21 protein-coding genes are annotated in these 21,584 nt (G+C 37.4%); 13 read left to right on the forward strand and 8 right to left on the reverse strand.

Features of this window, described 5'->3' with window-relative positions; translation table 11 throughout:
- Nucleotides 1-116: 116 nt before the first annotated feature.
- The 6 genes from FW768_RS16225 (at nucleotide 117) to FW768_RS16250 (ending at nucleotide 6,451) form a co-directional block, all read left to right on the forward strand.
- Nucleotides 117-1,142: a rod shape-determining protein gene (locus FW768_RS16225; protein WP_027381028.1), complete on the forward strand. Its 1,026-nt coding sequence runs from the start codon at nucleotides 117-119 to the stop codon at nucleotides 1,140-1,142.
- A gap of 28 nt (nucleotides 1,143-1,170) precedes the next feature.
- Nucleotides 1,171-2,025, forward strand: a complete 855-nt coding sequence (mreC, locus tag FW768_RS16230; protein ID WP_153397186.1) for a rod shape-determining protein MreC — start codon at nucleotides 1,171-1,173, stop codon at nucleotides 2,023-2,025.
- Nucleotides 2,018-2,524: a rod shape-determining protein MreD gene (locus FW768_RS23730; protein WP_153397188.1), complete on the forward strand. Its 507-nt coding sequence runs from the start codon at nucleotides 2,018-2,020 to the stop codon at nucleotides 2,522-2,524. Before mreC ends, FW768_RS23730 begins: the two co-directional genes overlap by 8 nt.
- Entirely contained in the window at nucleotides 2,521-4,557 is a 2,037-nt protein-coding gene (locus FW768_RS16240) for a peptidoglycan D,D-transpeptidase FtsI family protein (RefSeq protein ID WP_153397190.1), read from the forward strand. The genes FW768_RS23730 and FW768_RS16240 overlap by 4 nt, the downstream gene beginning before the upstream one ends.
- On the forward strand, nucleotides 4,554-5,783 hold the full coding sequence (rodA, locus tag FW768_RS16245; protein ID WP_153397192.1) for a rod shape-determining protein RodA: 1,230 nt from the start codon (nucleotides 4,554-4,556) through the stop codon (nucleotides 5,781-5,783). The genes FW768_RS16240 and rodA overlap by 4 nt, the downstream gene beginning before the upstream one ends.
- An 86-nt stretch (nucleotides 5,784-5,869) precedes the next feature.
- Nucleotides 5,870-6,451, forward strand: coding sequence for a pentapeptide repeat-containing protein (locus FW768_RS16250; RefSeq protein ID WP_153397194.1), 582 nt, complete (start codon nucleotides 5,870-5,872; stop codon nucleotides 6,449-6,451).
- A gap of 186 nt (nucleotides 6,452-6,637) precedes the next feature.
- Here the strand turns inward: FW768_RS16250 and FW768_RS16255 are convergent, their stop codons facing one another.
- From FW768_RS16255 to FW768_RS16265, 3 genes are all read right to left on the reverse strand, one after another.
- Nucleotides 6,638-7,348 carry a C40 family peptidase gene (locus FW768_RS16255; protein WP_153397196.1) on the reverse strand — a complete coding sequence of 237 codons (711 nt, stop codon included), beginning with the start codon at nucleotides 7,346-7,348 and terminating at the stop codon, nucleotides 6,638-6,640.
- A gap of 337 nt (nucleotides 7,349-7,685) precedes the next feature.
- Nucleotides 7,686-9,881 carry a glutamine synthetase III family protein gene (locus FW768_RS16260; RefSeq protein ID WP_153397197.1) on the reverse strand — a complete coding sequence of 732 codons (2,196 nt, stop codon included), beginning with the start codon at nucleotides 9,879-9,881 and terminating at the stop codon, nucleotides 7,686-7,688.
- 174 nt (nucleotides 9,882-10,055) lie between these two features.
- Complete coding sequence (locus tag FW768_RS16265; protein ID WP_153397198.1) at nucleotides 10,056-10,460, reverse strand: hypothetical protein; 405 nt, start codon at nucleotides 10,458-10,460, stop codon at nucleotides 10,056-10,058.
- 162 nt (nucleotides 10,461-10,622) lie between these two features.
- Between FW768_RS16265 and FW768_RS16270 the strand changes: the two genes are divergently transcribed.
- The 3 genes from FW768_RS16270 (at nucleotide 10,623) to FW768_RS16280 (ending at nucleotide 15,074) form a co-directional block, all read left to right on the forward strand.
- Entirely contained in the window at nucleotides 10,623-12,314 is a 1,692-nt protein-coding gene (locus FW768_RS16270) for a DUF6909 family protein (RefSeq protein WP_153397200.1), read from the forward strand.
- A gap of 196 nt (nucleotides 12,315-12,510) precedes the next feature.
- Nucleotides 12,511-12,981 carry a DinB family protein gene (locus tag FW768_RS16275; protein ID WP_153397202.1) on the forward strand — a complete coding sequence of 157 codons (471 nt, stop codon included), beginning with the start codon at nucleotides 12,511-12,513 and terminating at the stop codon, nucleotides 12,979-12,981.
- A gap of 254 nt (nucleotides 12,982-13,235) precedes the next feature.
- A complete protein-coding gene (locus FW768_RS16280; protein WP_153397204.1) occupies nucleotides 13,236-15,074 on the forward strand; it encodes a M1 family metallopeptidase in 1,839 nt (612 codons plus the stop codon).
- An 84-nt stretch (nucleotides 15,075-15,158) separates the two neighbouring features.
- On the opposite strand, the gene FW768_RS16285 is transcribed toward FW768_RS16280, so the two are convergent.
- Nucleotides 15,159-15,326 carry a bacteriocin-like protein gene (locus FW768_RS16285; RefSeq protein WP_153397206.1) on the reverse strand — a complete coding sequence of 56 codons (168 nt, stop codon included), beginning with the start codon at nucleotides 15,324-15,326 and terminating at the stop codon, nucleotides 15,159-15,161.
- A gap of 218 nt (nucleotides 15,327-15,544) precedes the next feature.
- On the opposite strand from FW768_RS16285, the gene FW768_RS16290 reads away from it, so the two are divergent.
- Genes FW768_RS16290 through FW768_RS16305 form a run of 4 tightly spaced genes read left to right on the forward strand, consistent with a single transcriptional unit; the run spans nucleotide 15,545 to nucleotide 18,634 of the window.
- A complete protein-coding gene (locus tag FW768_RS16290; RefSeq protein WP_153397208.1) occupies nucleotides 15,545-16,303 on the forward strand; it encodes a type III pantothenate kinase in 759 nt (252 codons plus the stop codon).
- Nucleotides 16,304-16,322: 19 nt separating this feature from the next.
- Nucleotides 16,323-16,859 (forward strand): GNAT family N-acetyltransferase, encoded by a 537-nt coding sequence (locus FW768_RS16295; protein WP_153397210.1) that lies wholly within the window; start codon nucleotides 16,323-16,325, stop codon nucleotides 16,857-16,859.
- A 51-nt stretch (nucleotides 16,860-16,910) separates the two neighbouring features.
- Nucleotides 16,911-17,483 carry a hypothetical protein gene (locus FW768_RS16300; protein ID WP_153397212.1) on the forward strand — a complete coding sequence of 191 codons (573 nt, stop codon included), beginning with the start codon at nucleotides 16,911-16,913 and terminating at the stop codon, nucleotides 17,481-17,483.
- Nucleotides 17,483-18,634 carry a hypothetical protein gene (locus FW768_RS16305; RefSeq protein ID WP_153397214.1) on the forward strand — a complete coding sequence of 384 codons (1,152 nt, stop codon included), beginning with the start codon at nucleotides 17,483-17,485 and terminating at the stop codon, nucleotides 18,632-18,634. The genes FW768_RS16300 and FW768_RS16305 overlap by 1 nt, the downstream gene beginning before the upstream one ends.
- A gap of 132 nt (nucleotides 18,635-18,766) precedes the next feature.
- Here FW768_RS16305 and FW768_RS16310 read toward each other — a convergent pair whose 3' ends face one another.
- The 4 genes from FW768_RS16310 to FW768_RS16325 form a co-directional block, all read right to left on the reverse strand.
- The gene (locus FW768_RS16310; RefSeq protein WP_153397216.1) at nucleotides 18,767-19,198 is read right to left on the reverse strand and encodes a nucleoside deaminase; all 432 of its coding nucleotides are present in this window, start codon (nucleotides 19,196-19,198) and stop codon (nucleotides 18,767-18,769) included.
- A 5-nt stretch (nucleotides 19,199-19,203) separates the two neighbouring features.
- Nucleotides 19,204-19,827 (reverse strand): energy transducer TonB, encoded by a 624-nt coding sequence (locus FW768_RS16315; protein WP_231128705.1) that lies wholly within the window; start codon nucleotides 19,825-19,827, stop codon nucleotides 19,204-19,206.
- A gap of 55 nt (nucleotides 19,828-19,882) precedes the next feature.
- Entirely contained in the window at nucleotides 19,883-20,803 is a 921-nt protein-coding gene (locus FW768_RS16320) for a helix-turn-helix transcriptional regulator (protein WP_153397218.1), read from the reverse strand.
- A 176-nt stretch (nucleotides 20,804-20,979) separates the two neighbouring features.
- Nucleotides 20,980-21,573, reverse strand: coding sequence for a hypothetical protein (locus FW768_RS16325; protein WP_153397220.1), 594 nt, complete (start codon nucleotides 21,571-21,573; stop codon nucleotides 20,980-20,982).
- Nucleotides 21,574-21,584: the final 11 nt, after the last annotated feature.

The raw sequence follows: 21,584 nt of genomic DNA on the forward strand, positions 1-21,584 counted from the left end.
AAAAGTTAATAAATGATTGTAAATTTTAATAAAACTTTAACCAAATTATATGCTCGTTAAATTTCTTTAGTAGTGTTAAATTTATATCTTTGTAAACTTAAAATCAGAAGAAAAATATGAGTTTATTCGATATGTTTACGCAAGAAATTGCGATAGACCTTGGTACTGCCAATACCCTTATCATCCATAATAATAAAATTGTTATAGATCAGCCGTCAATTGTCGCAATTGAACGTTCTACGGGTAGACCGATTGCTGTCGGGGAGCAGGCTAAACATATGCAGGGTAAAACTCACGAAGATATTAAGACTATTCGTCCGCTAAAGGATGGAGTTATTGCAGATTTCCATGCTTCGGAGCATATGATCAAAGAATTTATCAAAAAAATTCCTGGAATTAAAGGTAAATTCATTCAGCCGGCACTAAGAATTGTGATCTGTATTCCTTCTGGTATTACTGAAGTTGAAAAAAGAGCCGTAAGAGACTCGGCACAGAAAGTAAATGCAAAAGAAGTAAGGCTAATTTATGAACCAATGGCTGCTGCAATAGGAGTAGGAATTGATGTTCAGAAGCCTGAAGGAAATATGATCATCGATATAGGTGGAGGTACTACCGAGATTGCTGTAGTGGCTTTAGGAGGTATTGTATGTGATAAATCTGTGAAAATTGCAGGAGATGTATTTACCAACGATATTGCTTATTATTTAAGAACTCACCATAACCTTTACATCGGAGAAAGAACAGCAGAAAGAATCAAAATTGAAGTAGGTTCTGCGGTTGAAGATCTTGATGTGGATATTGAAGATATTCCGGTACAGGGAAGAGATCTTATCACAGGTAAGCCAAAAGAGATCATGGTGGGATACAAAGAAATTGCACGTGCATTGGATAAATCCATCATCAGAATTGAAGATGCCGTAATGGAAACACTTTCCCTTACACCGCCGGAACTGGCAGCTGATATCTATAAAACAGGTATTTATCTTGCTGGTGGAGGTGCATTATTGAGAGGTCTTGCAGACAGATTACACAAAAAGACCGGTCTTCCTGTTTTTGTAGCAGAAGATCCGTTGAGAGCTGTAGTACGCGGAACCGGTATCGCCCTTAAGAATATGGATAAATTCAATTTCTTAATTAAATAATTTTAACTTTTTACGACTTTATATCTGAATGGGATTTTTGCTGAGATTATTTTCGAAGAACGCTCTTTTTGTCTTCTTTATATTTCTGCAAATTATTGCTCTCATTTTGATATTCTCTAAAAACGCCATGCAGAGATCCTGGATTGCGGGCCAAACGGCTGCGCTGAATTCCTGGGTTTCCGGTTATATTGATGAAGGGGTTTCTTATCTGAAGCTGAAACAGACCAATGAGGATCTTGTAGCACAGAATAAAGCTCTGATGACCGAACTTTACGGTAAGGAAGGAGCAAAGAATCCCATGTTCAGAAAAGTTCATGATACTTTAGGTGGTGGACAGATCTATACTTTTGTTGATGGTGAAATTGTTTTCAACAGTATCAACAGAAGAAATAACTATTTTACAATTAATCGTGGCCGTAGAGACGGGGTTTTTCCTCAAATGGGGGTAATGGCTCCTAGGGGTATCGCGGGGATTGTGATCAATTCTACAGACAGTTATGCATTGGTTCAGTCTGTATTAAGTGTCAATACAATCAGAATTAATGCTGCCCTTAAAAATTCCGGATATTTTGGAACATTAACGTGGAATGGAGATAATTCCAGAGTGATGCACCTTGCAGATATTCCTAAATATGTTGCTTTAAAAATAGGAGACACCGTTGTTACAGATGGAAAATCTGCTATTTTTCCAAAAGGGGTAACGATAGGAACTATTGCCGGATATTCAGTAGACAATAAAACAGGCTTCTGGGATATCTCAGTAGAGCTGAGTGAAAAAATGGGAGCGTTGAATAAAGTGTATGTCGTGAAAAACCTGAAAAAAGCTGAAGTGCAGAAAATTCAGGACACGATGCAGGCTGTAATAAAAAAGGAAAATGATTAGCAGGACTTTATTTACCGATATATTGATCATGATTTTTCTTGTTGCATTACAGATTTTTGTATTGAACAGGATTACTATTTTTGGGAAATATACTCCGGTATTATATCCTGTATTTGTAATGTTTTATCCCTTTTTCAGAAATAAATTTCAGTTTTTAGCGCTAAGCTTTTTAATAGGGCTTTCTGTAGATGGGTTCCTCAACACATGGGGAATCAATGCTTTTGCAACAACACTTATTGCGTATTTCAGAACATTAATCTTCAGAACTTCTACAGATACATCTACAGACTTTTTTTCTTTTCAGTCCCTTCAATGGGCGCAATTTTTGCTGTTTCTGTTTTCCAGTATCTTCCTGCATCAGCTTGTAGTGCAGTATATTGAATTTTTTAAGTTTAGCAGGTTTTTTGAAATATTACTTAATGTTGTGATAACAAGTATAATTTCCTTTATATTTATCGTTATTTATGCATTAATATTTAAAATCAAACAAAAAGTTTGAACACACGTTATTTAAAAATCTTTTCCATTCTCGTTGTTATCGCTCTTATTTTTGTAGCGAGGCTTGCCTATTTACAGCTGTTTACAGACCGGTATGCTCTGAATGCAGCTAATACTTCCATTAAGACAGAATATGTAATCCCGCAGAGAGGGGTTATTTTTGACAGGAACGGAAAGATCCTGGTAGGAAATCAGCCTGCCTATGAAATTTCATTTACCCAGGCCCTGATGAAGCCTGATTTTGATACCTTGGGTTTCTGTGGGCTTATGCAGATTTCTAAAAATGACTTTATCAACAGAATCAATCTTATTAAAAAAGAAAAATATTATTCAAAGCTGACCCCTATGACGTTTATCAAAAACCTCAGCAGGGAAGATATTGCAAGAGTACAGGAAATCATTTTCAAATATCCGGCATTCAGCATTGTTTCGAGACCTCAGCGTCAGTATGAAGTTTCTACTTCCGGAAACCTTCTGGGGTATACCAGTGAGGTGAATGAACGTGAAATAAAAAAAGATTCTGTATACTATTTACCGGGAGATTTCATCGGAAAAACAGGAGTTGAAAAATCTTATGAAAAAGAACTTCGTGGAGTAAAAGGGGTGAAATATATCCAAAAAGATATCAAGCTCCGAAATATTGGTTCTTATAAAAACGGATCTTTAGATAAAGATGTAATTACAGGTAAAGATATTACGTTAACCATTGATTATGATCTTCAGAGAACAGCTGAAGAAATGTTGGTCAACAAACACGGTGCAATTGTAGCTTTAGATCCTAATAATGGAGAAGTATTGGTTGCAGCAACCGGACCGGATATTGATCCGAACCTTTTCACAGGGCCCTATAAGTCAAAAAATTTATATGCCCTATCAAAAGATACTCTTTACGAAAACAAACCTACTTTTGACCGTTCTTTACAGGCCGGATACCCTCCGGGATCAACGTTCAAATTGTTGACTGCCCTGGCGGCAATGCAGATGGGAGTTATGGATGAAAAGACTATTTTTCCTTGTGGAGGCGGATTTTTCTATAAAGGTAAAAGAATTAAAGGTCATGGTGGAGCAGATCCGCTGATTCCTTCAATTCAGGTTTCCAGTAACTGTTTCTTCACTTATGCGTTTATTGCAATCATCAAAAAATATCCGGGAAATCCGTCAAAAGGTGTTGATGAATGGAAAAAGATCATGAGCAGTTTTGGAGTTGGTGAATTCTTGAATAATGATTTTGCCGTGGGTGCAAAAGGAAGAATCCCTTCAGGAGACTTTTATGAGAAAAGGTTTAAAGCCATCATGAAGGCAAGTGGTTCCCAGAGAACTGATTTTAAAAACTGGGATGAAATGTCAACCGGTGCTATTTATAACGGGATGGGGCAGGGAGATGTTTTGGTAACCCCAATTCAGCTGGCCAATTATGTAGCAGCTATTGCTAACAAAGGATGGTATTATACCCCTCATATTGTAAAAGCAATTGATGGAAAACCAAATCCTGATCCAAGATTTAAGGTTAAACATAAAACCCTGGTTGATGAAAAACACTTCGAACCGGTTCTGAAAGGTATGGAAGCGGTAGTTCTGAGAGGAACGGCAAGAGGGTTGAAATCCAACGACTTTACACAATTAGCTAAAACAGGTACAGCTCAGGTTCCGCAAGGAAAAGATAATTCTATTTTTGTATTGATTGCCCCGGCTGATAAACCTAAAATTGTTGTAGTGGCAGTAATGGAGCATGCCGGATTTGGAGCTACGTGGGCCGGGCCGGCTTGTACGGTAATTGCTGAAAAATATATTACAGGTGACTTGAAAAGAGAGAATCTGTATAAAAAGATGATTACCTCGAGTTTCATGCCTGAGTATAAAAGGCAATGGATTGCAGATTTAAAACGTAAAGGTTTATATGTTGATCCTAAACCTGATTCAATCAAGCAAAAAAGAATAAAAGATAGTCTGGAGCGGGTGAAGCAGCAAAAAGCCAAACTTCAGAAAAAGATAGACGAAGAAACTAAAAATAACAAAAAACCTATAAAGCAATGAAGTGGGCAGAAGGAATAGATAAATTAGGTCTCGGACTGTATTTCCTGCTTTGCATTTTTGCTATTGCCAATATTTACAGTGTTGATCAGAAGCTGGGAGAAAAGCAGCTTGTATTCTTTTGTATTTCTTTGTTTGTAGGGCTTGTGATATTTGTAGGAAGAAGTAAGTTCTTCGAAAATATGGCAGGAATAATCTATATAGGCGGGGTTCTGCTGCTGATTGGTTTGTTTCCTTTTGGAAAAGAGATCTTGGGACAGAAGAACTGGTATAAGTTCGGAAGCTTTACCATGCAGCCTGTAGAATTTGCAAAAATAGGAACCGCTCTGATGCTGGCGAACTATGTTTCCGGACCAGACTTTAATCTTAAAAATAAAAAATCCCTTTGGACAGCACTTGCTGTTATAGGAATTCCTGCGGCTGTGGTGCTTGCTATTCCTGATGTAGGTTCCATGCTTGTATTTATAGCCTTTTTTATTGCTTTATACAGAGAAGGACTTAGCGGAATGCTGTTTGGGGTTGGATTTATTTTCGCAGGAGTATTTCTTGTTTCCCTGGCCATTCCTCCTCTGTATGTCGTTATTACGATATTGATTATTGCCGGAGTTTTAATCGCCATGAACTACCATAGAATGTCATGGGATGTGATTTCTATTTCAGGTATTTCGGGATCTATTCTTCTGCTTTGCGGACTAGCTTTTGGATCGCCTTATATTCTGGAAAAGCTTCCTAAGCACCAGAGAGAAAGAATTGAAGTGCTTTATAAAGGAGAAAAAGCATTCCGGGATACTTCAGGGTATAACTTATTATATTCAAAAACAGCAATCGGATCTGGAGGACTGACCGGAAAAGGATACCGCGAAGGATCTGTAACACAGGGGAAATTCGTTCCGGAACAGGAGACCGATTATATTTTCTGTACCGTTGGAGAAGAATGGGGGTTTATAGGAAGTGCTGTGCTGGTTTTATGTTATATGGTCTACATCGGACGGATCTACTATCTTGCAGAGCGCCAGAAATCCACTTTTAACAGGGTATTCGGCTATTGTTTTGCCTCGATTCTGCTGATGCACTTTTCAATCAATTTAGGGATGGTTATGGGGCTTTTCCCTACCGTAGGAATTCCGCTCCCGTATTTCAGTTACGGAGGAAGTTCTTTGCTGGCTTTCTCTATGATGACTTTTATTTTCTTTAAGCTGAACTATTCAGACAAAAATAGTCTTGTTTAGCAATAAGTTTTTTATTCAATAGAAATTACAACAATCCATATTTAAATTTTGAGGAAGATTATTCTCAATATAATTCCTGTTTACTTATGAAAGATATATATGCAGTTGACCAAAACTTCGAGAATACAGACCTTGTCCAGTCTCCATTGGAAAAAGGAGAGTATGAAAACTGTACTTTCAGCAACTGCAATTTTGAATATACAGATCTCTCCGGTTTTACGTTCACGGATTGTGAATTTTTGGGCTGTAATCTCAGTATGGTAAAGCTGGCCCATACCGCTTTCCGAAATGTTTATTTTAAAGAATGTAAAATGCTGGGTCTTCAGTTCAGTGAATGCAACGTATTTGGCCTTTTCTTCAGGTTTGAAGATTGTATGCTGAATAACTCTGTGTTTTACGGAACTTCTATAAAAAAGACACTTTTTAAAAATTCAAAATTAATTGAAGTAGATTTCACAGATTGTGATCTTTCAAATTCTGTTTTGAAAGGATGTGATCTTTCCGGAGCCGTTTTCGATCATTCTAACCTTGAAAAAGCCGATTTGCGGTCATCGTTCAATTATTCTATAGATCCTGTCGTAAATAGGCTTAAAAAAGCTAAATTCTCTTTGTCTGAAGTATATGGTCTGCTGTATAAGCTGGATATTGAAATCGATAAGGGCAATTAACAGTCTGGAAATTGGATTAAGCATTCAATTCAATAGAAATGGGCTTTACTCCATTCATTCATAAAGATACATTCATCTGGCTTTAGCCGAAACCTCAATACAGACATTGTAATTATTCAGCAAGACACAATAAAAAAACCGTCAGGATTTTCTGACGGCTTCATTATTTAAATCAATTATTTAAAATTAAAAACTTGCAGTGGCTGCTGGAGTGGCAGATGCTAAATTATTGTAAGCATCTCCGTTTTCATTGATTACTCTTTTTGCGAATCTGTATTTAGGTCCCCAATAAGAATCATTCAGTGACGAAACCATCACTCCTTTTGAAGTGGCAGCGTGAATAAATTTCACCTCGCCCTCTTCAGTAACACTTTCTACAATACCTACGTGAGAGATTCTTCTTCCGTGTGAGAAGAAAATAAGATCTCCTTTCTGAAGGTTTTCTTTTTCAATTCTTTCACCTTCCTGAGCCTGGGAAGCAGCTACTCTTGGTAAGCTTAATCCTGCCGCAGCTCCGAATACAGAAAGAACGAAAGCTGAACAATCTATACCTTTTCTGGTCATTCCTCCGTATCTGTAAGGAGTTCCAAGGTAAGTTTCAGCTTCTGTAAGAATGTTGTCGATAGTTTTATTGTATTTGACTGCTTTTGCAATCTCAGAATTTTTAATAGCCTTTTTCGCGTTGGCGATAGATGCCGCTTTTTCAGCAAGGAAAGAATCGATGAGTCTCTGCTTATCCTGCTCCATTTTCTTGTTGTCAATAGAAGCTAGTTTGGCATCTGTTTTGTATTCTTTAGTGTAAGTTGCTGGTTGTGAAACTACATAATTTGTAGCGCAAGACTGTAATGAAACTGTAGAAACTAAAGCAACTAAATAAAACAAAACTCTTTTCTTCATATATATTTGATTATCTGTGTTAAAAGGAATATTTATTTTCAAAAGCATTACAAAAGTAGAGATTCCGAGCAAAAGACCCCTGATATGATAATTGTCAGGATCTTATTTTAACACTATTTAACATATTATTTAAGTATGTTAAAGAAAAACAAACCGCAACCGCCTGTTTTTGGTAAGTCTGCGGTTTTTTTTATTAAGATTCTTTAACAAACGCTATCGATTTTCTTCTATAAATCATGGTTTGTGAATTTAAACTCCAATTTTTCAGGATGTTAACAAAACAAAAAAAATCCCCGGAAAACCGAGGATTTAAAACTAATATGGAACTTTACAGATGTTATTTTGTAAATAACATTTCTCTATATTTAGTCATTGGCCAAAGTTCATCATCTACCATCATTTCAAGATCATCAGAAGCGTCTCTGATCGCATCGAATAATGGTTTTACTTTGTTGCAGTAATCTTCTGCCTGCTTCTGACTATCTGATACGGCTTTCGCTGTTTCTCTCGCTTTAATAAGGTCTTCAACCCCTAATTTAATTTTAGCAACATTTTCAGAAATGCTTGTAATTAAACTCATCTGTTCTTTTGCCAGTGATTTGAATTCCTTGTCTCCGAAAATCTCTTTTAATCCTTTAACGTTCTCAATTAATCGGTTCTGATAATTTAAAGCAGAAGGAATAATGTGGTTTCTTGCGATATCACTTAATACCCTTGCTTCAATATCAATTACCGTGGAATATTTTTCTAATTTGATCTCGTTTCTGGCTTCAACTTCTCTGTGCGTGAACACACCAACTTCTTCATAAAGATCAAGGAACTTTTTGTTCATTTCCTGCTTAAGAGCTTCAGGAGTGGTTTTTAAGTTGTTCAGGCCTCTCTTTTTTGCTTCTTTAGCCCAGTCGTCAGAATATCCGTCTCCTTCAAACATAATGTTTTTACATTGCTTGATGTATTCTCTTAATACGTTGAAGATTGCTTCATCTTTCTTAAGGCCTGTTTCAATAAGAGCATCCACCTCTTTTTTGAAGTCATTCAGTTGCTTGGCTGCGATGGTATTCATTACCGTCATAGATTCTGCACAGTTGGCAGAAGAACCTACCGCTCTGATCTCAAATTTATTTCCTGTAAACGCAAAAGGAGAAGTTCTGTTTCGGTCTGTATTATCAAGAAGGATCTCAGGAATTTTTCCTACAACGTTTAATTTTAATTCTGTTTTTTCTTCCGGGCTCAGTTTTCCGTTGGTTACTTTTTCAAGTTCTTCCAACACGCTGAACAGCTGGCTTCCGATAAATACGGAAATGATTGCAGGAGGTGCTTCATTAGCTCCAAGTCTGTGGTCGTTACTTGCTGATGCAATGCTGGCTCTTAAAAGATCAGCGTATTCATATACAGCCTTAATGGTATTCACGAAGAAGGTAAGGAACTGTAAGTTTTTCTTAGGATTTTTTCCCGGGCTTAAAAGATTTTCTCCAGTATCTGTCGCTAAAGACCAGTTGTTGTGCTTTCCGCTTCCGTTTACTCCTGCGAATGGTTTTTCGTGAAACAGAATGTGGAAATGGTGCTTGTGTGCTACTCTTGCCATGATGTCCATCAATAAAGAGTTGTGATCTACTGCAACGTTAACTTCTTCAAACATCGGAGCCAGCTCAAACTGGTTGGGTGCTACTTCATTATGTCTCGTAGTTACCGGAATTCCCAGTTTCATACACTCAATTTCCAGTTCTTTCATAAAGTTCATTACCCTTGTAGGAATAGAACCGAAGTAGTGGTCATCCAGCTGCTGTCCTTTTGCTGGAGAGTGTCCTAATAATGTTTTCCCTGTGATCACAAGGTCAGGACGTGATTGGTATAATGCAGAGTCAACTAAGAAATATTCCTGCTCCCAGCCTAAAGTAGGAGTTACCTTCGTTACGTTTTTGTCAAAATACTGCATAACGCTGGTTGCAGCTTCATCTACAGCATTCAAAGCTCTTAAAAGAGGGGCTTTATAATCCAGAGTTTCCCCAGTATAAGAAATGAAGATCGAAGGAATACAAAGGGTTGTTCCCATGATGAATGCAGGAGAAGTAGGATCCCATGCGGTATAACCTCTTGCCTCGAAAGTATTTCTGATTCCTCCGTTCGGAAAAGAAGAAGCATCCGGTTCCTGCTGAATCAGTAAGTTACCGCTGAATCTTTCAATCGCTCTGCCTCCTTCAATCGGGGTGAAGAAAGAATCGTGCTTTTCAGCAGTCGTTCCTGTCAAAGGCTGAAACCAGTGAGTATAGTGGGTTACTCCTTTGCTCATCGCCCAGTCTTTCATTGCTACAGCTACCTGGTCTGCAATATGTCTCTGGATCTTAGTTCCTTTCTTTACAGCATCCATAATAGACTGGAATGCTTCCTTTGTCAGATATTCTCTCATAGTTTCTTCTGAGAAAACATTCTGGCAGAATAATTCTGACAGTTTCACCGGAACCTCAACCGAGTTGTCTCTTCTGAAGTCCTTAAATGGAAGGGTTTCTAACGCTTTGAATCTTAAAGTTGACATAATAAGGTTAATTTTGTAGGGCAAATTTACAAAAAAAATGAATTGAAAATGTTTTTACCCTAAAAAAATAAGGGGTGTTTTGAAATTTTATTTAATTTTTGCGTAATAGTGGTGTTTTTGATAGGGTGTGAATGATATATTGTTATTATATCAGTATGAAGATAGGAGCATTATTCAATTTTTAAGATCTTTTCTGAAAATAAAAAGGAATATGATCAGAAAAATGAGAAATGAACAGATAAAGTCCTTTAAACAATGAGTGTCATAAGTACCGGAAGTGTATAGTATCATATTGGTTATGATAATGGTAATTAAATAGGCTGCAACTTTTTTCCGGGAAATGATTTCCGTTATGATGAGCATAACTGCCATTTGAATGACAATCATCAACGGAAACCTTTCAAACATTCCATAGATCCCGGGAAAGAAAGCAAACAATATTACTTTTGCTATATGAAAGAAATCGGGCTTTTCTTCAAACTCGAACAGAAAGAATACCGCTCTTATGGGATAATATATAAAAATATGACTGAGCCATATCTTCCAGAAAAGAGGAATTTTAGTGATTATGTTTTTCATGAAGTTAATGAGTTGCTACAGTACATCTGTCCGAATATAAATATAAGAAGAAGATATCATATTTCAAATATGTCTTTCTGTCAGTACGTTTTAAACAACTTATTAAAAGATAGTTAAAATAAGTTGAGCGGAGATTTTGTATATTTGTGTGAAATTTATTTTATGACAAATTCTAGAGCAAGAGAAACAACAGAGGCTATTGAAAGATTATATATCTCTATGAGACACTTATTTTATAGAGGGTTTTTCAAACCGGGAGGTGTTTCGGGAGAGAGCATCAGAAGCTTGCTGAAAACAATCAATCCAGAGATTTACGGTACGATGAATATCCCCAATAAGCTGGAGCTTGATGGTTTGATGTATGTTTTAGACAGGCTTCCTGAAGGGATTGAAGAATGTGCTTTTATTCATCTTACATCGGATGAAGGGTTTGATAAAGGAAGTTTCGAACCAATTGTACCTAAAAAAAGAAGAAGAAACTGTTATAGGATAGACGAACACCAGATGAATATTGAGGTTCTTTTGGGCCGTTCCGAAATTTATGACATTCTTACCCACCTTACCTTCTTATTTATAGAAGCTGATAAAATCCGTAACCTGGCTTTCATCAAGGATGAAAACTGGAAGCCTACACGCGCCTTCAAAATTATTGAAGAAGTGGTGAAGGGCGAAAAGAAGTTCAGCAGAAAAGAAAAAGAAGTGGCCCTTATCCACCTTTCTTCTTTAATAGGAAGAACTTTTGACGAAACATTAAACGCTTATAATACGTTCGGGGATGATCAGAATCCTGACCGTCTGTTTAAAATCATCTACAACTTAGGTAAAGTAAGTCTAGAAGATGCTAAACAGACCAGAGAAAGAGAAATTCACTTCAGCGCTATATTAAAGGAAAGAGTAGGGCATCATTATTTTGGTGAAAAATGGGCCAATACAGTAAAAGACGTTTTGTTTGAAAACAACCTTCACATGCGACCGCTGCATATTATTTCTGCCAATATGCACTCTGTGAAAAATATGCTGTATGCCAATGATGCATTAAAGAAAAAACAGACCAAAGAGGTAGATTATAAACTGTACGGTGATATTTCCGATAAAAAAGAACTTCGTGACAAGGTTTCCAAATATGCCTTGGAGGAAGGAATGATTTATATTAATGATAAGAGCGGAAGTAATATTGATGTTCAGATCATTGACCTAAGCAAAACAGATCTTAAAAACACACCGTTCGGAGATCTTAAATTCGGAGGAGATGATGTGGTAATGGTCTTTGACTACGCCTTTGGTGAGCAGGCTTATGAAGTAATGGATGAGTTGCTGAGGCCTTACGAGCACAAAGGAGAAGTTTACATGATGAAAGTAAAGTCTGTTTCCATTATGGGTAAAGCGGGAATTCTTGCCGGAGGAAAAGGAGATATTATGATTCCTACGTCCCACATTTTTGAAGGTACAGCAGATAACTATCCTTTTGAAAACGCCCTGAAGCTTGATGATTTTATAGATGATGAACTGAAAGCTTTTGAAGGCCCGATGATCACGGTTTTAGGAACATCACTTCAGAACAGGGATATTCTTTCCTATTTTATGAATACTTCATGGAAAGCAATTGGTCTTGAAATGGAAGGAGCACATTATCAGAAAGCCATTCAGGTAGCTTCCAAGATCAGACACCATATTTCACCGGATCTGTTTGTAATGTATGCTTATTATGCTTCAGATAATCCTTTGGAAACAGGAAGTACACTATCTTCAGGAGGTTTGGGCCTTACAGGAGTAAAGCCAACCTATCTGATTACTTTAAGAATCCTTGAAAAGATTTTACAAAGCGGAAAGAAAGAAGTTTCGGCTAAAAAATAATTGTAATTAAAATTATAAAAATTAACCTCAGATGTTTTTGCATTTGAGGTTTTTTGTTTTCAGATCTAAATAATTACAGGGTTAATATATAGATCCAGAAGAAATATTCAGGAAAAATCTGCATAATCTGCCTAATCATAGAGTTAGAAACAATTCTTTAATTGCTTATCTTTAGGAAAATCAAAATATCAAAATCATGAGCTCAGCTTCACAATTAGCTAAAAGATTCAGGGAAGTCCTGCTGGATGGTCTCTGGATTGCCAATACCAATTATAAAAACCAGCTTTCTGATGTTAGCTGGGAACAGGCGGTCACAAGAGTAGGTTCTTTAAATACGATAGCAATGCTCACCTTTCATATCCATTATTATATAGCAGGAGTTAAGAATGTTCTTGAAGGGGGTGAACTCGAAATAAAAGACCAGTTCAGTTTTGATCTTACCCCTATTGAATCTCAGGAGCAATGGGAAGAACTGTTGAATAAATTGTGGACGGATTCGGAAAGATTTGCATTATTGGTGGAGCAGATACCCGATGATAAAATAGATGAGGTTTTCGTAGATGAAAAATACGGAACCTACCGAAGAAATATAGACGGGATGATTGAGCATGCTTATTACCATTTGGGACAGATTACTCTGATCAGAAAATTGCTTTCTGATATCTAAAGCTGAACACCTGTCTTCATAATATAAAATCCATTTGCGAATACACTGCGTTCGTAATTGAGCTGGACACAGTATAAGTTGCTTCTGAATGAGAAGGAAATTTAAAGAATAATACTGAAAAAATATAACTCACAAACATTTAACAAATCAGATAAAAATCAATCTAAAACCATAATGAACAGAATAAAGCCTCGGATAACTCCTATTTGAGGCTTTTATTTAATTTACCTACCTTTAGAAAAAATAAATTTTAAATGAAAAAATCGGTTGCAATCCTTTTTGCGTTTATCATTTCACAATTTCATGCCCAACAGGGCCCTTATTATCAGCAGGCTGCGAAGTACAGAATGGAGATTGATGTTAATGCTGAAAAATTTACCTATCAGGGAACCCAGACTTTAGAATATACTAATAACTCACCGGACGAACTGAAGGTGGTGTATTTCCATCTGTACTGGAATGCCTTTAAACCGAATTCTATGATGGATCAGAGAGTAGCCGGTCAGGGAAAAAACGGAGATTCAAGGCTTCAGAAAGACGGCATTTCAAGATTGGCTTCTATTCCTAAAGAGGAAGAAGGCGCTCAGAATATTCACTGGATCAAACAGAATGGTAAAAATCTGAAATTTGAGATCCAGGAAACGGTAATGAAAGTATACCTCGCAGAACCCATTAAACCGAATTCCACAACAACTTTCACAATGGATTGGGATGCTGTCATTCCACAACAGATCAGAAGGAGCGGAAGAAATAATAAAGAAGGTGTGGATATGACCATGACCCAGTGGTATCCGAAAATTGCAGAATATGATTATGACGGATGGGCCACTTTTGATTATATCGGACGAGAATTTCATGCTCCGTTTGCCGACTTTGATGTAACGATTAAAATCAATAAAGATTACGTTGTGGGAGCAGGAGGAATCCTTGAAAATCCTGCTGAAGTGAAAGGCTATACCGCTGACGCTAAAATCAAAGCAGACAAAAATAAAAAAGCAGTCTGGAAATGGACCGCGAAAAATATTCTGGATTTTGCATGGAGCGCAGACAGAGACTACTCTGTTGAAAACTTTGATGTTCCGGAAGGCCCGAAAGTATATCTGGTCTATCAAAAAAATGATAAAACTAAAGTATGGGCGGAAGCACAGCCCTATATCACCAAATATTTCCAGATGATGAATACGCATTTCGGAAAATATGTTTATCCGACATATGCATTTATCCAGGGAGGTGACGGAGGAATGGAATACGGAATGTGTACCATGATTTTAGGAGAAGCCAAAAGTATAAAAGATTTAATGGGATTAATGGCCCACGAAGGTGCCCATTCCTGGTATCAGCAGATGCTGGCAACCAATGAGCCGATGCGCCCGTGGATGGATGAAGGATTTACAAGTTATGCAGAAGGATTTGTGATGCATCAGCTATTTCCTGAAGATCTTCCCAATCCTTTTTATAAAACATTAGATGCTTACAGGAAGTTCCTGAAGAAGGGGATTGAAGAGCCTGCAGTATGGCTGGGAGATCATCATGATAACGGTACATCCTATACGTATGCCTCTTATGTGAAAGGAGAATTATACCTGGTGCAGCTGGGTTATATTATGGGTGAAGAGAATCTGGCAGAAACCTTAAAGCAGTATTATGATCAATGGCATCTGAAACATCCGTCAGACAGGGATTTCCTTCACATTGCGCAGAAGGTTTCCGGAATGGATCTTAAGTGGTTCCATCATTACTGGATCAATACAACAAAAACTATTGATTACGGAATTAAGGATGTGAAATATGATGCAAAATCTACAACGATTACGTTGGTCAATAACGGACAGGTTCCTATGCCGATCGACTTCAGTATTGTGACCGCAGATAAAAAAATTATCAACTACCAGATTCCTGTGAATTTGACGCATACATGGAAAGAAAAGGACATCTATGGTGATTTAAAAACCCAACCGTACTGGCCTTGGACTCAGAAAGAATATATACTGACTATTCCTTATACAAAATCACAATTAGCCGCCATGGCTGTTGATTTCAGCCAGAGAATGGCCGATGTTAATCCGGAAGATAACTTTGTTGAGGTGAAATAACCGGCAAAAATTAAAAAAGGGGGAGTATTGAAAAATATTCCCTTTTTTAATGGATAAAAATGAGATTAATGACTATAGTATTCCTTATGAATGACAATCTTTATAGGATCTAAAGCATAGCTCTTTACATGGGTCAGGCGGGCATACGGTTCCGGGACATCGTGCGGGTATTCCGCTTGGCATAGGGCATAAAACATCACCGCCAATGATAGATTTTAATCCGCTTCTGGAAAGTTTTTTTAAGTTTTTCATAATGATTAATTGATTAGTGATGCTCAAATGTAAAGAGCTATAAAGAAAATTAATAAGCTCAATAAGCAACTGCGGAGGGTTTTTTAGTAAGTGAAACGAGAATTGTGCTAAATGCATTAACAACGATCTTAAATTAATAGAAATATCGAACAGATTTTTAAGCAGAAAGCCTTATTTTTACAATCCTTTTTTTAACCCGTAACTGTTTAGAAAATCAAATGAATTCAATCGTCATCAACGTAGGAAACAGCAATATAAGATTCGGACTTTTTAACGGAGACAACTGTGATATTTCATGGGTGATCAATACCAAACCGTACAGAACGGCAGATGAGCTGTATGTACAGATGCTGATGCTGTATCAGACGTATAAAATAGAACCACAGGACATCAGTAAGGTGATCATAGGATCTGTAGTTCCCCAGCTTACCAAAGTGATCAGTTCGGCAATTAAAAAAATCCATGGAATTCTTCCGGTTATTGTAGACCGGACCACCCCTTCGGGAGTACAGGCCAAATCCAAACAGATGGGAACCGATATTTATGCCAACCTTGTAGCGGCCCATAATATGTATCCGAACAGAAAGAAGATTGTAATTGATTTCGGAACAGCGCTCACGGCAAGCTGTGTGGCAGAAACAGGAGAAACATTAGGCGTAATTATTGCCCCGGGAATTGTAACCTCCCTGAACTCCCTGATCAGCCATACCGCCCAGCTCCCTGAAATTGAACTGAAAAAGCCCAAATCTGTACTGGGACTGGATACGGTAACCTGCATGCAGAGCGGAATGGTTTACGGGTTCCTGGGAATGGTCGAAGGCTTTATAGACCGTATCAATGATGAGGTGAATGATGACTGCTTTGTTGTAGCAACCGGAGGCGTTTCTCATGTTTATAAACCTCTGACTGAAAAGATCCATGTCATGGACAGGCTGCATACTCTGAAAGGACTTTATTTCTTAGGAAAAGACCTTTAGTTATAAATAAAAACCTATCATGAAAAAACTCAATGAATTCCCGGAAATAGAAACAGAAAGGCTTGTTCTTTCAAAGCTGAAAGAAGAGGATCTTGATCTTGTCACGGAATATCTTCAGGATCGGATTTTTTCAGATCTTACCTCTAATATTCCGTTTCCTTACACAAGAAAGGATGCCGAATTCTGGCTGAAAATGTCTGAAGAAGCATTTTATAGGAATACAGGTTATACATTTGCTGTCCGTAATAAAGAAAGGCAGATCATAGGAGCTATCGGCCTTCACGATAGGGATGGTGATAAAGCAGAGCTGGGTTATTGGATGGGAAGGCCTTTCTGGAACAAAGGCTACATTACAGAAGCTGCAAAAGCGTTGATTGAGTTCGGATTTAAGGAACTGCAGTTTAATAAGATTTATGCGACTTATTTCCTTCATAACCGGGCCTCCGGAAGGATTATGGAAAAAATAGGCATGGAGCAGGAAGCACTTTTGAAACAGCACCTTAAAAAGGATGATGAATATTTCGATGTGATGATGTATTCCATCTTCAGAAAATAATTCTGATTTTAACTTTTTGTGGAAGAAGGAATCCAATCTTAAAATATTTCCATGAAAATAATTTACTCGTTGTTTGCTCTCATCACCAGTATTACTTCTTTTTCACAAACAAAGCTGATTGCTTTTAAAAGCCATAGTGGAGGTACTGAAAACTTTACCAAAGCGGTTTCGGAAGACCTTTTCGATGCCAATTTTTCTAATCTCGGCGCTGCACCTCAAAAATTTGTAAAGGATGCAAGGCTCGATTCTGTGATTATTCTTAATGATAATGAAGCCATTCTGGTGACCAGCTCTTCCGATAAATTGGTACCCAAAGACAGGAGAGATAGCAGAAAAGTATGGACACCGGGAAGAGAGATCGTGAATAAACCTCTTTTTTCAAAAAAAAATATAGACAGTGTAAAACAGGTTCTGAAAAGAGATTATTTCTTCGTTAATGACGTAGACAGTGTTGTTTTTGTGGAATATGATAAAAAAAATAAAACCTATAAGCCGATAAAACCTGCCGCAGTAAAACCTGCCAAAGAAAAGTCTGAAAAAACTCCGAGAGGTCTTTTATTGGGAGTACTGATGATTTCCGGAATTTCCGGATTATACAACTGGAAGAAAAATAAAAAGAAATAATGAGCGATAAGCTTATCAGCTGGGCAGGAACTTTTTTTCTGCTTTTCATATTTTTTTTTCCGCTGGATTTTCTGGGGGATTTTCAGAGGGAAATTACCGTTTTTCTATTCGGTGATCTTACAGAATGGGTAGCAAATATTGTTTTCGGATTGGAAAATGTCAGAATTGATTTTTCTTCGGATAGTATTTCTATGCTTGTTTTCATAGGAATTCTACTGGTACTGTCATTGGGTATCACAACGTTGGTCAGCCCGAAATATATTCAAAAGGTTCTCTCTTTTTCTAAAGAAGCAATCGTTGTATATCTGGCTGTAGTTCTGATGAAATATGGCTTTGATAAAGTTTTTAAAGCCCAGTTTTATCTTCCGGAACCCAATATTCTTTATTCCCGCTTTGGAAATCTGGATCGGGATATCCTCTTCTGGAGCACGATGGGAGTTTCCCGGTCTTATTCTGTATGGACCGGTGGGATAGAACTTCTGGCAGCACTTCTGATTCTTATTTATCGTACAAGAGTTCTGGGATTGCTGATTGCTGTTGGTATTTTCATCAATATAGTAGCGATCAATATCGGGTTTGATATTTCTGTAAAGCTATTCTCCCTGATTTTACTATTGATGACGGTTTTTGCCTTGAAAGATGACTGGATTCCGATTTTCCATTTTTTAGTGTTGAAGAAAGAAACAAAGCTAAATGAAACCCGGGATGTACAGGGAATGTTGCGGCCGCTGGGTGTATTTATTAAAACTGCTTTTCTTGGATCATCATTGGTCCTCATCTTGTTTCCCTACATCAGCTCCGGGAATTATAATGATGATATATCAGAAAGGCCTTCTATTCATGGTGGTTTTAAAAATACAGATGAAAATTCAGATCTGCAGTATATTTTCTTTCATCGTAATCATTACCTGATTCTGATGGATAAAAAAGAACAGATGAGAGATTTTCATTATGCTTCAGGCCCTAGAGGATTATTTCTTCTTAAAGATGATGATGGTAAAGAAATTCATATGAATATTTCTTACGAAAAAAAAGACAGCCTGATCATTCTTAATTGGGGAAGCGGCGAAATCCGGGCAAAAGAGTTAAACTGGAAGAAAATGAATGCTTTACGGCCTCTTTTTCACACCGTAATAGAAAAAGTAGAGTAGAATATGGATGAGGTAAACTCCGGCTATACCGGAAAACTTTTCTATTGAGTAGAAAATTCTTACAATAAATCTTCAGCTGTTTTCAGGCTGCAGGAACTTCCACCTTCCAGCCACCATCTTCCTTACCCTTGTTTATCTTTTGCTTTTGAAAAACTCTTTAACAATCGCAGAGCATTCGTTTTCCATAATTCCGATTACCATTTCCGTTTTGGGATGGAGGGTGAGGTGTTTATTGATGAAGCCGCGTTGTTCGTCTCTTGCTCCAATCACTACTTTGGAGATTTGTGACCATGCAAGGGCGCCTGAGCACATCACACAAGGTTCAAGGGTGACGTAAAGCGTACAGTTTTTCAGATATTTTCCTCCAAGAAAATTGGCTGCTGAAGTGATCGCCTGCATTTCTGCGTGGGCTGTAACATCGTTTAATGTTTCAGTAAGATTATGAGCTCTTGCTATGATGCGGTTGTTGGAAACAATCACACATCCGATGGGAACCTCATCTTTTTCCAGGGCGGTTTCTGCTTCCTGAAGCGCCATCTTCATATAATATTCGTCGGTAAACATAGATTTTATTCAAGAGTTAAAGTTAAAGGAAGCTTGAAACGGTACCTCACAGGATCTCCTTTAACAAAAGCCGGGGAAAACTTTTCAGCAACAGAGTAGAGCGCAATTTCTGCCTGTCTGTTGAAGGTGAAATTATCACCCTGAGCGTGAACATTGCTGATGCTTCCGTCCTTTTCTACAATAAAAGCAACATTGGTTTTTACGGTTTTCGTTTCGGTATAAACACCCTCTGTATAAAAGAGATCAGCCACTTCCTGTCTCAGGATATTAATCCCGCCGGGATAATTTGCGGCTTTTTCAACGTCTGTGGGTTTGTCAGAATTGTTATCAGATAAATGTTTCTGCTTACCGATTCCCTGAAGGTCTTCTATATTTCTTACTTTCAGCAAAGCGCCGATGAGTGCAATGTTTTCAATGCTGTCCATCTTTTTCATGAAAAGCTTATAGTCACTTTTAATGCCGGCTTTTACAAAAGTATTCGTCTCTGAATCAAACTTCTTTTTAAATTCTGAATTCAACATCATCCTGTGCTGATTATAGTAGCTCTTCACGAGTCTGAATTCTTCTTTCTGCTGTGCAAAGCAAAATGAAGAAATAATACAGCAGAGAGAGAGTAATAATGCTTTCAAGATGGGTATATTTATGTAAATATAACTAAAAAATATGAGATGAAATGATTATTGATCAGCTTTCAAGATAGCGGTTCAGGGACTCCTGAAGATGGGTGCGGATGTCATCAACTAAACATTTCGGTTCTAAAACGGTTACCTCTTTTCCATAAGAAAGAATTTCCTGCATAAAATCATAAGTAGGATGGAGAAAGAACTCAAAATAGATCTCTTCCGGTGTTTCTTTGGTTTCTTTCTGTGACTGGTGAAGAGGGAAACTCCTGATATATTCTCCCTGATGGCGGCTGCATTTTAAGACAATACTCTGGGGGTTCTGTTCTGCAAGATTCATCACACCAAAAGCATTTTTGAAATGTTCTCTGAAGTTGTAGTTGTATTTTTCCCTGAATTTGTTTTTGCTTACATCAAGATAGTTCACCCTGTCCAGCCCGAATGACTTTAGCATTTTGTCTTTCGTATCCATCGCAATCAGGTACCATCTGTCTTTAGATTCCTTTAAAGCAAGAGGATGAACCTTGCGGGAGGTCATCAGTTTATTTTTGTAGTTGTAATGCTCAAAACTAACCACTCTTTTATTGCGGATGGCGAAGAACAGATCATAAAAGTGCTCAATTCCGGTAGGTTTTCTGCTTTCGAAAAAGATAAAATCTGAAAAATCAGGATGAAGGTTTAAGGCATTGCTTACCTGGAAAGATTCCAGCAGTTTTTGGTTGTATTCATCCACTTCCATGATGGGGCGGCTTTCTATATAATAACGGTTGTCGCCTTTTTTCTTGTTGTGGATAGAAAGGTTAAAAAGATCGGATATCTCACGGATGTCGCGCTGAAGGGTACGGATGGAGTAGCTTTTGATCTCCGCATCCTGAAATTCAAAAGAGTTCAGAAGGTATGCTTCCAGCTGAGGGTAGGTAGCAGGAGAGCTTTCTAATCTTTTGATGATTAAGGCATATCTTGTCAGATAAAAATCTTTTTTCATGAGTTTATTTTTAAGGTTTTGCTTACTCTGTAATCGTTAGAAAACGTGTTAACAGAACGGGCTTAATGGCTAAAGTTCTATGTAACAAAGATATGTGCTTAATGCGACAAAACGTGTCGTATTTTATTTTTTGTGAATGAGATTTAAGACTTTTTCTTACAAGTTTTGGCTAAATCCTACAGATCTATTTTTTTCTCTACTGGTGCAGCATGAGGATTTCCTGATTCAAAGTCCATTGTTGTTGTGAAAATCGTTTTTGTAAAAGGTAAGAAATCTCCGCTTTCTACATCCAGATAGCGCAATTGTGAAATACCAAAAAGGCAGGATTCGTTTTCGTATAAGGATATTTTTACAGTCAGATATTTTTTACCATTATATTCAAAATAATGATCAAAACGTTCAAAAATTGCAGAGAATCTAAAAAAATGAATGCCAAAATCCCTTTTCTCATATTCTTCCTTTTGAAGGAAATCGGGAGGAGAGAGGATAAACCTTTCGCTGGCGTCCGGATTACAGATAATAAGTTTGGTTTTGTCCACTCTGCTAATAAAAGCAATGCCATTGAAGTCAGGACAAGGCATATGCCCAACCAATTCTGTAGAGTACATATATTTTCTGTTATTATATTTCCATATGATTACAGATTGATAGTGGTAAAAATCTCCCGGAAATGTAAGGATGTTTTTTTTAGGGTCTTCATAAAAGTTTCTGTCAAACTTAAAATAATTGTGATGGTAATTTAAAGTAAAGCTTTCAATATAATTGATCATTCAGTTTATTG

The sequence above is a fragment of the Chryseobacterium vaccae genome (assembly GCF_009602705.1).
GTDB classification, from domain to species: Bacteria; Bacteroidota; Bacteroidia; order Flavobacteriales; family Weeksellaceae; genus Chryseobacterium; species Chryseobacterium vaccae.

Excerpts from the sequence above, each read along its gene's own strand:
- FW768_RS16225 (WP_027381028.1), top strand. The coding sequence starts at position 117 with ATGAGTTTATTCGATATGTTTACGCAAGAAATTGCGATAGACCTTGGT.
- mreC (WP_153397186.1), top strand. The coding sequence starts at position 1,171 with ATGGGATTTTTGCTGAGATTATTTTCGAAGAACGCTCTTTTTGTCTTC.
- FW768_RS23730 (WP_153397188.1), top strand. The coding sequence starts at position 2,018 with ATGATTAGCAGGACTTTATTTACCGATATATTGATCATGATTTTTCTT.
- rodA (WP_153397192.1), top strand. The coding sequence starts at position 4,554 with ATGAAGTGGGCAGAAGGAATAGATAAATTAGGTCTCGGACTGTATTTC.
- FW768_RS16250 (WP_153397194.1), top strand. The coding sequence starts at position 5,870 with ATGAAAGATATATATGCAGTTGACCAAAACTTCGAGAATACAGACCTT.
- FW768_RS16255 (WP_153397196.1), bottom strand. The coding sequence starts at position 7,348 with ATGAAGAAAAGAGTTTTGTTTTATTTAGTTGCTTTAGTTTCTACAGTT.
- FW768_RS16260 (WP_153397197.1), bottom strand. The coding sequence starts at position 9,881 with ATGTCAACTTTAAGATTCAAAGCGTTAGAAACCCTTCCATTTAAGGAC.
- FW768_RS16265 (WP_153397198.1), bottom strand. The coding sequence starts at position 10,460 with ATGAAAAACATAATCACTAAAATTCCTCTTTTCTGGAAGATATGGCTC.
- FW768_RS16270 (WP_153397200.1), top strand. The coding sequence starts at position 10,623 with ATGACAAATTCTAGAGCAAGAGAAACAACAGAGGCTATTGAAAGATTA.
- FW768_RS16275 (WP_153397202.1), top strand. The coding sequence starts at position 12,511 with ATGAGCTCAGCTTCACAATTAGCTAAAAGATTCAGGGAAGTCCTGCTG.
- FW768_RS16280 (WP_153397204.1), top strand. The coding sequence starts at position 13,236 with ATGAAAAAATCGGTTGCAATCCTTTTTGCGTTTATCATTTCACAATTT.
- FW768_RS16285 (WP_153397206.1), bottom strand. The coding sequence starts at position 15,326 with ATGAAAAACTTAAAAAAACTTTCCAGAAGCGGATTAAAATCTATCATT.
- FW768_RS16290 (WP_153397208.1), top strand. The coding sequence starts at position 15,545 with ATGAATTCAATCGTCATCAACGTAGGAAACAGCAATATAAGATTCGGA.
- FW768_RS16295 (WP_153397210.1), top strand. The coding sequence starts at position 16,323 with ATGAAAAAACTCAATGAATTCCCGGAAATAGAAACAGAAAGGCTTGTT.
- FW768_RS16300 (WP_153397212.1), top strand. The coding sequence starts at position 16,911 with ATGAAAATAATTTACTCGTTGTTTGCTCTCATCACCAGTATTACTTCT.
- FW768_RS16305 (WP_153397214.1), top strand. The coding sequence starts at position 17,483 with ATGAGCGATAAGCTTATCAGCTGGGCAGGAACTTTTTTTCTGCTTTTC.
- FW768_RS16310 (WP_153397216.1), bottom strand. The coding sequence starts at position 19,198 with ATGTTTACCGACGAATATTATATGAAGATGGCGCTTCAGGAAGCAGAA.
- FW768_RS16320 (WP_153397218.1), bottom strand. The coding sequence starts at position 20,803 with ATGAAAAAAGATTTTTATCTGACAAGATATGCCTTAATCATCAAAAGA.
- FW768_RS16325 (WP_153397220.1), bottom strand. The coding sequence starts at position 21,573 with ATGATCAATTATATTGAAAGCTTTACTTTAAATTACCATCACAATTAT.